This is a genomic window from Nosocomiicoccus sp. HMSC067E10 (genome assembly GCF_001810835.1).
GTDB lineage: Bacteria > Bacillota > Bacilli > Staphylococcales > Salinicoccaceae > Nosocomiicoccus > Nosocomiicoccus ampullae_A.
Genome location: NZ_KV802744.1, coordinates 1 through 1,631, shown reverse-complemented (window position 1 = coordinate 1,631; position 1,631 = coordinate 1). Strand labels below are relative to the sequence as shown.

Annotated in this window: 1 rRNA gene; it reads left to right on the top strand. The window is 51.7% G+C overall.

Features of this window, described 5'->3' with window-relative positions:
• The first annotated feature begins 22 nt into the window (after window positions 1-22).
• Window positions 23-1,583, top strand: a 16S ribosomal RNA gene (locus HMPREF2767_RS01080).
• The last annotated feature ends 48 nt before the right edge of the window (window positions 1,584-1,631 follow it).

The following is a 1,631-nucleotide window of genomic DNA, read 5'->3' as shown; positions in this document are numbered from 1 at the left end:
AAAGAGCTAGAAAACTCTAACTATTATGGAGAGTTTGATCCTGGCTCAGGATGAACGCTGGCGGCGTGCCTAATACATGCAAGTCGAGCGCGACTTCTTATACCGAACCTTCGGGTTCACTTTAAGAGTCGAGCGGCGGACGGGTGAGTAACACGTGGGCAACCTGCCCTTAAGACTGGGATAACTACGGGAAACCGTAGCTAATACCGGATAACACTTTTAAACATAAGTTTAAGAGTTAAAAGGTGGATTTATCTATCACTTAAGGATGGGCCTGCGGCGCATTAGCTAGTTGGTGAGGTAACGGCTTACCAAGGCGACGATGCGTAGCCGACCTGAGAGGGTGATCGGCCACACTGGAACTGAGACACGGTCCAGACTCCTACGGGAGGCAGCAGTAGGGAATCTTCCGCAATGGGCGAAAGCCTGACGGAGCAACGCCGCGTGTGCGAAGAAGGTCTTCGGATCGTAAAGCACTGTTGTTAAGGAAGAACGACAGTAAGAGTCACTGCTTACTGTGTGACGGTACTTAACCAGAAAGCCACGGCTAACTACGTGCCAGCAGCCGCGGTAATACGTAGGTGGCAAGCGTTATCCGGAATTATTGGGCGTAAAGCGCGCGTAGGCGGCGAAATAAGTCTGATGTGAAAGCCCCCGGCTCAACCGGGGAAGGTCATTGGAAACTGTATCGCTTGAGTGCAGAAGAGGAGAGTGGAATTCCATGTGTAGCGGTGAAATGCGCAGAGATATGGAGGAACACCAGTGGCGAAGGCGGCTCTCTGGTCTGTAACTGACGCTGATGTGCGAAAGCGTGGGGATCAAACAGGATTAGATACCCTGGTAGTCCACGCCGTAAACGATGAGTGCTAAGTGTTAGGGGGTTTCCGCCCCTTAGTGCTGCAGCAAACGCATTAAGCACTCCGCCTGGGGAGTACGGCCGCAAGGCTGAAACTCAAAGGAATTGACGGGGACCCGCACAAGCGGTGGAGCATGTGGTTTAATTCGAAGCAACGCGAAGAACCTTACCAAATCTTGACATCCTCTGACCGTCATGGAGACATGATTTTCCCTTTGGGACAGAGAGACAGGTGGTGCATGGTTGTCGTCAGCTCGTGTCGTGAGATGTTGGGTTAAGTCCCGCAACGAGCGCAACCCTTAACTTTAGTTGCCATCATTCAGTTGGGCACTTTAGAGTGACTGCCGGTGACAAACCGGAGGAAGGTGGGGATGACGTCAAATCATCATGCCCCTTATGATTTGGGCTACACACGTGCTACAATGGGCAGGAACAAAGGGCAGCGAAACCGTGAGGTCAAGCGAATCCCATAAAACTGTTCTCAGTTCGGATTGGAGTCTGCAACTCGACTCCATGAAGCTGGAATCGCTAGTAATCGTGGATCAGAATGCCACGGTGAATACGTTCCCGGGTCTTGTACACACCGCCCGTCACACCACGAAAGTTGGTAACACCTGAAGCCGGTGGCCTAACCATTTGGAGGGAGCCGTCGAAGGTGGGACTGATGATTGGGGTGAAGTCGTAACAAGGTAGCCGTATCGGAAGGTGCGGCTGGATCACCTCCTTTCTAAGGAAATGGAACGGAAAGTTGACATATTGTATTCAGTTTTGAGTG